Origin of the sequence: Pseudoalteromonas sp. (assembly GCF_041613455.1) — a bacterium.
Lineage (GTDB): Bacteria > Pseudomonadota > Gammaproteobacteria > Enterobacterales > Alteromonadaceae > Pseudoalteromonas.
Map to the genome: position 1 here is coordinate 1 of NZ_JBFJHD010000148.1, position 7,556 is coordinate 7,556.

The 7,556-nt window shown below is 42.5% G+C and carries 9 protein-coding genes; 5 read left to right on the forward strand and 4 right to left on the reverse strand.

What is annotated here, in order from left to right; all coding sequences use genetic code 11:
- Positions 1-2 precede the first annotated feature (2 nt).
- The 5 genes from petA (at position 3) to ABYB02_RS12410 (ending at position 3,699) form a co-directional block, all read left to right on the forward strand.
- Positions 3-548 carry a ubiquinol-cytochrome c reductase iron-sulfur subunit gene (gene petA, locus ABYB02_RS12390; protein ID WP_372762755.1) on the forward strand — a complete coding sequence of 182 codons (546 nt, stop codon included), beginning with the start codon at positions 3-5 and terminating at the stop codon, positions 546-548.
- The gene (locus ABYB02_RS12395) at positions 548-1,813 is read left to right on the forward strand and encodes a cytochrome bc complex cytochrome b subunit (protein WP_372762756.1); all 1,266 of its coding nucleotides are present in this window, start codon (positions 548-550) and stop codon (positions 1,811-1,813) included. Before petA ends, ABYB02_RS12395 begins: the two co-directional genes overlap by 1 nt.
- Complete coding sequence (locus tag ABYB02_RS12400) at positions 1,810-2,553, forward strand: cytochrome c1 (protein ID WP_372762757.1); 744 nt, start codon at positions 1,810-1,812, stop codon at positions 2,551-2,553. The genes ABYB02_RS12395 and ABYB02_RS12400 overlap by 4 nt, the downstream gene beginning before the upstream one ends.
- Before the next feature lie 79 nt (positions 2,554-2,632).
- The gene (gene sspA, locus ABYB02_RS12405) at positions 2,633-3,259 is read left to right on the forward strand and encodes a stringent starvation protein SspA (protein WP_372762758.1); all 627 of its coding nucleotides are present in this window, start codon (positions 2,633-2,635) and stop codon (positions 3,257-3,259) included.
- On the forward strand, positions 3,259-3,699 hold the full coding sequence (locus tag ABYB02_RS12410; RefSeq protein WP_372762759.1) for a ClpXP protease specificity-enhancing factor: 441 nt from the start codon (positions 3,259-3,261) through the stop codon (positions 3,697-3,699). Before sspA ends, ABYB02_RS12410 begins: the two co-directional genes overlap by 1 nt.
- Before the next feature lie 288 nt (positions 3,700-3,987).
- On the opposite strand, the gene dolP is transcribed toward ABYB02_RS12410, so the two are convergent.
- The 4 genes from dolP to ABYB02_RS12430 all read right to left on the reverse strand — a co-directional run bounded on the left by dolP (position 3,988) and on the right by ABYB02_RS12430 (position 7,505).
- On the reverse strand, positions 3,988-4,554 hold the full coding sequence (dolP, locus tag ABYB02_RS12415) for a division/outer membrane stress-associated lipid-binding lipoprotein (protein WP_372762760.1): 567 nt from the start codon (positions 4,552-4,554) through the stop codon (positions 3,988-3,990).
- On the reverse strand, positions 4,547-5,140 hold the full coding sequence (locus tag ABYB02_RS12420) for an SIS domain-containing protein (protein WP_372762761.1): 594 nt from the start codon (positions 5,138-5,140) through the stop codon (positions 4,547-4,549). The genes dolP and ABYB02_RS12420 overlap by 8 nt, the downstream gene beginning before the upstream one ends.
- A 106-nt stretch (positions 5,141-5,246) precedes the next feature.
- Positions 5,247-5,618, reverse strand: a complete 372-nt coding sequence (locus tag ABYB02_RS12425; protein WP_372762762.1) for a YraN family protein — start codon at positions 5,616-5,618, stop codon at positions 5,247-5,249.
- A gap of 9 nt (positions 5,619-5,627) precedes the next feature.
- On the reverse strand, positions 5,628-7,505 hold the full coding sequence (locus ABYB02_RS12430; RefSeq protein WP_372762763.1) for a penicillin-binding protein activator: 1,878 nt from the start codon (positions 7,503-7,505) through the stop codon (positions 5,628-5,630).
- Between the last annotated feature and the right edge of the window lie 51 nt (positions 7,506-7,556).

Genomic DNA, 7,556 nt, shown 5'->3' on the forward strand with positions numbered 1-7,556 from the left:
CCATAGCTACCTCTGTTGTTGGTGGTGTTGGTGCGGCTGGGGCTGCTGTTCCTTTTATTGCGTCTTGGAATCCAAGTGAGCGAGCTAAATCTGCGGGTGCGCCTGTAGAAGTAGATATCAGCAAACTTGAACCGGGACAATTAATACGTGTCGAGTGGCGTGGTAAACCTGTATGGGTTGTATCACGTACCCCAAAAATGCTTGAGCAGATGAAAGCTCACGAAGATAAACTTCGTGATCCAGCATCGCAAGAGCCTCAACAACCTGAATCGGCAACTAACGAATACCGGTCTAAACGCCCGGAAATTTTTGTGGCTGTAGGTATTTGTACACACTTAGGTTGTTCACCTAGCTTTTTACAAGGTGGCTTTGGTGAGAAAGTGGAAGGGACAGATGATGGTTTTTATTGTCCGTGCCATGGTTCTAAATTTGATATGGCAGGCCGTGTATTCCAATCGGTACCTGCACCATTAAACTTAGAAATACCACCTTATACCTTTATCGATGAAACCACTATTTTAGTGGGCGAAGAACAAGGGGCTGCGTAATGTTTGGTAAGATCCTTGGTTGGGTTGACGATCGTATTCCGTTGACTCGTGTTTGGAACATGCATATTGCACAGTATCCAGCACCGAAAAACTTTAACTTCTGGTACTTCTTTGGCTCATTGGCCATGTTAATGCTAGTTAACCAAATCCTTACCGGTATTTGGTTGACGATGAACTTTGTACCATCAGCGGAAGGTGCGTTTGCATCGGTTGAATACATCATGCGTGATGTTGAATACGGCTGGTTGTTACGTTATATGCACTCTACAGGTGCGTCAGCGTTCTTCATCGTTGTTTATCTACACATGTTCCGTGGCATGATCTACGGTTCTTATCAAAAACCACGCGAATTACTGTGGTTGTTTGGTATGTTTATCTTCTTAGCACTAATGGCAGAAGCGTTCATGGGTTACTTATTACCATGGGGTCAAATGTCGTTCTGGGGTGCGCAGGTTATCATATCCTTGTTTGGTGCTATCCCTGTTATTGGTGATGACCTCACACTGTGGATCCGTGGTGACTACGTAATATCGGGTGCAACGCTTAACCGCTTCTTTGCATTACACGTTATTGCACTACCTTTAGTCATTGTTATCTTAGTATTCTTACACATTGTTGCTTTACACGAAGTGGGTTCAAACAACCCAGATGGTGTTGAAATTAAGCGTAAGAAAGGCTCTGTTGCCGAAGAAGATAAGCCTAAATTTAAATTCCATGAGTATTACACTAACAAAAAAGACATTGTTGATGCGATACCGTTCCACCCTTACTACACAGTAAAAGATATTGTGGGTGTGGTTGGTTTCTTAATTTTCTTCTGTTGGGTCGTGTTCTTTATGCCTGCTATGAATGGTTTCTTCTTAGAAGCGCCAAACTTTGAAGCAGCTAACCCACTGAAGACACCAGAACATATTTTCCCTGTTTGGTACTTTACGCCATTCTATGCAATTTTACGTGCAGTCCCTGATAAGTTAATGGGTGTTGCAGCTATGGGTGCATCGATTGTAGTACTTGCGTTATTACCTTGGGTTGACCGCGGAACCGTTAAATCAGTTCGCTACCGTTGTGGCTTCCACAAATGGAACATTGCAGGTTTTGTGGTGACTTTCGTACTATTAGGTTGGGTGGGTGCAACTCCTCAAACTGATATGAAAACGATAATATCGCAAATCTGTACTGTGACTTACTTTATGTTCTTCGTACTGTTATTTATTTACAGTAAGAATGAAAAAACTAAGCCATTGCCTGAGAGGTTAACGAAATGATGAAGAAGCTACTTATTGGTTTATTTGCTTTATCAATTAATGTGTTGCCGGCAATGGCTGCGGGTCCTTCAGTACCTTTATTAGATGCTGGCAATGACCTTACTGATCAGCCTTCGTTGCAACGTGGCGCAAAGTTGTTCATGAATTACTGTGTTGCATGTCACCAAATGCAGTATCAACGTTATGAACGTACTTTCCGTGATATTGGTATTCCAACAGATATTGGTGCTGAACAGTTAATTTTTGACGGTTCAAAAGTGGGTAGCCACATTACCAATGCGATGGAAAAAGACGATGCGGCAAAGTGGTTTGGTGCTGCGCCACCAGATTTAACTAACGTTGCACGTGTTCGTGGCTCTGATTGGATATATACTTATCTAAAATCGTTTTACAAAGATGAATCACGTCCTTTTGGCGTAAACAATACACTGTTTCCATCTGTAGGTATGCCGCATGTACTGCAAGAACTACAAGGCTTACCAACAGCAATCACAGAAGAAGTTGAAGTAAATGGTCATACTGTGACCAAAATAGTTGCAACTGAAACTGATGGTTCGGGTGAGTTAAGTGTCGATGAATACGATCAAGCGGTTCGCGATTTAACCAACTTCCTCGAATACGTGGGTGAACCTTCACGTTTAGAGTCTGAAGCATTAGGTATCAAGGTGATTGGATTTTTAATTATCCTATTTATCTTGGCATTTATGCTGAAGAAAGAATACTGGAGAGATGTTCATTAAGTTTGAACATATTTAAAGGTAATTTTGCAATAGGGGCTTAAGCCCCTATTGCTGTTTTAGTTATTTAATGGAGGTAGGCATGGCCGTAGCAGCCAATAAGCGCCCTGTAATGACCCTTTTTTCTGGTGCTAACTGTATGTATAGCCATCAGGTACGTATTGTACTTGCTGAAAAAGGTGTAAGTGTAGATATTCATTTAGCAGAAAAGGATAATCTGCCAGAAGCACTTCATGAAATTAACCCTTACGGTACAGTGCCGACACTGATTGACCGTGAGCTTGGTTTATATCAGGCAAACATCATCATGGAATACCTTGATGAACGTTTTCCTCACCCTCCACTAATGCCTGTTTACCCGGTAATGCGTGGTCGTAGCCGTTTAATGATGCACCGCATTGATACTGATTGGTACAGCCTTGCTGATAAAATCACTAGCAACGCCCCTGATGCAGCTCAGGCTCGTAAAGAGTTAACTGAGGCATTACTGGCAATTGCACCAATCTTTAGCGAAGCACCTTACTTTATGAGTGAAGAGTTCAGCTTAGTAGATTGTTACCTTGCACCATTGTTATGGCGTTTACCTGAGTTAGGTATTGAGCTAAATGGCGCAGGCTCTAAAGAGCTAAAAGAATACATGATACGCTTATTTGAGCGCGAATCATTCCAAGCTTCTTTAACCGAAGCTGAGCGTGAGATCCGTTTATAATGACGCCTAATCGTCCTTATTTATTACGCGCTTTTTTTGATTGGATCGTTGATAACGAGTGTACTCCGCATTTAGTGGTGGACGCTGATTACCCTGCAGTACAAGTGCCTACACAGTTTGTGCAAGATGGACAAATTGTGTTAAACATTAGTCCTTCAGCGGTCACGCAGTTTTCGTTAGACAATGAGCAACTAAGCTTTAATGCGCGCTTTGGCGGACAGCCAATGCAAGTGTATGTGCCGTTACGGGCGGTACTTGCAATTTATGCGCGTGAAAATGGTGAAGGGACAGTGTTTACCGCAGATGAGTTTTTAGAGGACGAAGACGATTTTGCAGAAGAGTTAGACCCTGTTAGTTTATCGACTACTGATGTAGATGATAAACCTGCGCCAGAAAAGCCAGAAAAGAAAAAAGGCTCTCATTTACGTGTTATAAAATAATAGGTGATTGAGATACGAAAAACCGCTTAATAAGCGGTTTTTTTATGCTTGTAAAAAAATATTAGGTTAAAGGGAAAAGGTGTTAGGTATTAGGCAGTGATTAAGCCAAGCACGGTGTTTGGATTGAACGTAGGCGAGGCTTTATACCGCGCATTCTATTTTTGGGCGGCGGGTTACGAGCGACGAGTTACGCGCCTAAAAAAACCTTGCAATGTTAACCGCAAGGTTTGTAAATTTCTCGAACCTCGAACCTCGAACCTCGAACCTCGAACCTCGAACCTGATATTTTTACAAATATTCAAACGCTTTAATTACGCGCTCTACACCCGAAACGTTACGGGCTATATTTACCGCTTGGTTTGCTTCGGCATCGGAGACGAGCCCCATTAAAAATACTTCGGCATTTTCGGTCACGACTTTGATGTTATTGCTACTAATGTTTTTCGCTGCAAGTAGCTGCGCTTTTACCTTAGAAGTTAACCAAGAATCGTGGGTTTGCGTGGTTACGCCCACATTTGAGCCAATGCGAATTTGATTGTGTATTTTACGAATACCGGATACGCCCTCAATGCTGCGCTGTGCTTCGTTTTTCATTTCTTCGTTAGCAACTTGGCCAACCATTAACACAATGCCATTAACGCTGATAACGTTAATACGAGCAAATTTATTCAGCCGTGTGACTTCACTAATGGCAAAGCTGGCTTTGATCTCAATATTATTATCATCAATTTGTGAGCCAATGGTGCGACGATCGTTAGCAGCTGTCACTGCACTGGCGGTCCCGGCAACTACTGCTGCTGCACATCCTTGAAGCAATACAACTGTGGCCACTACCAAAACAGAGCGTTTAAACATAATTATCATCCTGTGGGAAAAGAGTTAAATCAACGAGTTCACTTAAGCAGTGCAGATTCACTAAATGCGATTCTATAATGCGACTAGGGCGTTTTGAGGGGGTCCTAATTTCAACATCATTAGGGCCCAGTAAGCCAACTAGCTCACCGCCATCATCACCCACCATAACTATGACCTTCATGTCTTTAGTTAGTGCCGCTTCAACAGCCGAAATTATCTGTTTTTCGTTGCCATTAATTGCCAACACCAGCAGTAAATCACCTTGTTGCGCAAACGCACGTACTTGGCGAGCAAAGGTGTCATGTTCATCAGTTTGGCTATTTTGTCCTAGATTGATGTTTTCTTGCGATAATGCAATAGCCGGCAAGCAAGGGCGTTCGGTTTCATAATGGTTAACGAGTACCCCAGCCATGTGTTGTGCAAGCATATGACAGTTGGCAGTGCCGCAACAAATGAGTTTATTACCGTTGATCAGGCTTTGGGCAATGGTAAATGCGGCTGATTCTAGCGCGCTGGGTAAAACTTCGCCCGCGGCTATTTGTACTTGAATACTTTCTGTAAAAATTTCTTTAATTGTGTCTTGCATAGAATACCAACAATTTATACCTAATTTTGTGTGAGCTCATACCAAAATGATTAATAACGGGCTAGTTAGTAGTAAGCTAACAGCCAGTTATTTAATGTAGAGGGTATTAAAATACGTTTTTAAGCCAGTTAATATGGAGTGATGGTTCACCCGTTATTGCAACGTAATCAATTCTTAGCGGCTGGTTGGTTAGGTTTTTAGCGGCTAAGTAATGATAAATACTGCGTTTTAGTCGCGCTTGCTTTTGCGCACTTAAAGCGTAATTAGCACCGCCTCGGACATTATTTTTTCTAAATTTAACTTCCACAAACACTAACGTATCGCCGTCTTGCATTATCACATCCAGCTCACCAAAGGGGCAGTAGTAGTTTCGTTCAATGGCTATTAAGCCTTGAGCGACTAAATACTTTTCTGCTTGGCGCTCATAATACTGGCCTTTTTCACGACTATTTTGCCATAGCTGCTTAAACCAGGACATAGCGGCCCCTTAGTTAATGGTGAGAATATCGCTGGCTGATTGCATAAATAACGGCACTGGGCGCTGGGTTTTTAACTGTACCGGTTTAATTCGACGGTTGCTGTATTGTGCCCAATCAAGAGTACGCTCTATATAGCCGCTACTGTTCACCGAGAGTTTACCGGTTAAGCCATTAAATTGATTACCTGGCGTTAGGCTAAGCTGTCTAATGTCACGCAGTATCATCACCGCATCGTATGCCATGGCAAATAAGCGCTGACTAATGTCGGTGTGCTCGGGCCATAACGTGTCATACTGTTGACGCAGATTATGTTGCTTAATTTGTGAGTCGAGCATCCAAGGCAACTCGGTAAAGTACAAACCATCTAAGTCGCCTTTATCGGTGCGGTCTATTTGTAAGCTATGGCTTTTTGAGCTGGCATAAACGGGGATCCGCTCTGCAAAGGTACTAACATTCACATCGAGAAATGGCTTGATTAAGCGAGTTTCAATGGCATCGCCTAAGATATAAATAGTATCAATATCGCTACGTGAGCGAGTTTCACTTTCGACTTGTTGTTTAAATAATGCTTGTACAGCGGTGATGCGTTGTTTGCTTTGATCTACCTCTAATAAGCTGGTGATGGTATCTGGCATATCTTTATTATTATTATAAAAGCCAATTTGTGGTTTGGTTTCACTATAGCGTTGCCACTGCAGGTTAAAATAATCGACCAAGCGTTGGCCGTTGGCGTTATTAGGAGCTAGTAGCATCGGCTTTTGATAGCCTTGGGCTAAAAAGTGCTCTAACGCTTGTTGTACTTCATGTTCAGGACTAAGCGCAAAAAAGTAGTGCTGCAAAGACAGTCGCTCACCTTCAAAAGTATTTAAATGTAATGTAGGGATGTCGAGTAGTGCGTTAGCTTCGGCCAATTTATCTATATTTGTTTTAAGCAGTGGCCCAATAACAAAGTCAGGTTTTAGAGTGCTGAGTTGCTCGCTAATTTCCTGCACGCTGTTATTTTCATCAATAAAAATTGTCTCATCGATTACATGTTGATCGAGTGCGGCTAAAGCACCCGCTTTAAGTGCATCGCCTAAGCGTTTATTGGCTCCCGATTGGGGTAATAGCACAACTAAGCGATTAATGGTTACTGGGGCTAAATCGGCTACTAATTCATTTTTCTTGGCGAGTATATTGCTTGCTGGGTGACCCGGGTAACGCCGACGCCAATTATTAATCGCCTGATCGAGTTCAACGCTGCTGCCGCCATAAACATGATGATACAAGGCAAGATTAACCCACCCTTGTTGAATGACCGAGCCGCGATTAAAGCGCTCAAGCGCATAAGAAGACAGTTTATTTAAGTTATCCCATAACTGTTGGTTAAGTTGTGGAATATCAATGTTATTTTTAGTTGCTGACTCAGTGGCGGCAAAAAAGTAGGGAACTGCGCGTTTAGCAAAGTTTTGCGAAGCGTACACACTGGCCGTTAAAAACTGGTGCCATGCAAAGTGTTCAGGCTGTTTTAGTTGGCCATCTAACGCTTGTAAAATCACCAGTGCTTTATCGTTTTTATTTTGCTGCTTTAGTGCATAGGCTAAATAGAGGTTATTTTGAATTTGATCAACACTGGGCGTTAATTCCAGCTCAGCGCATACGAGCTCTAGCAGCTGCCAGCTTTGCTCTGACACAGCCGCATCGCGGGCGCTATAAAGCAGCTGGATTTTATCGGCACCTTGGCGATTTTTAGCTAATTGGTAAATAGATTGTGCACTGTTCGCGCTATTTTCAAGTGCATTTACACTGCTGCTGTAGTTATCGCTGTTTTTAGTTGGTTTTTCGGTTGTGCTACACGCCGATAACCCTGACAATATAATTAATAGACTAACTAGTTTAAGTCGCACAATGATTTCCCAATACGTTAACGCGATTTGCTTATATTACTGACTGACGCA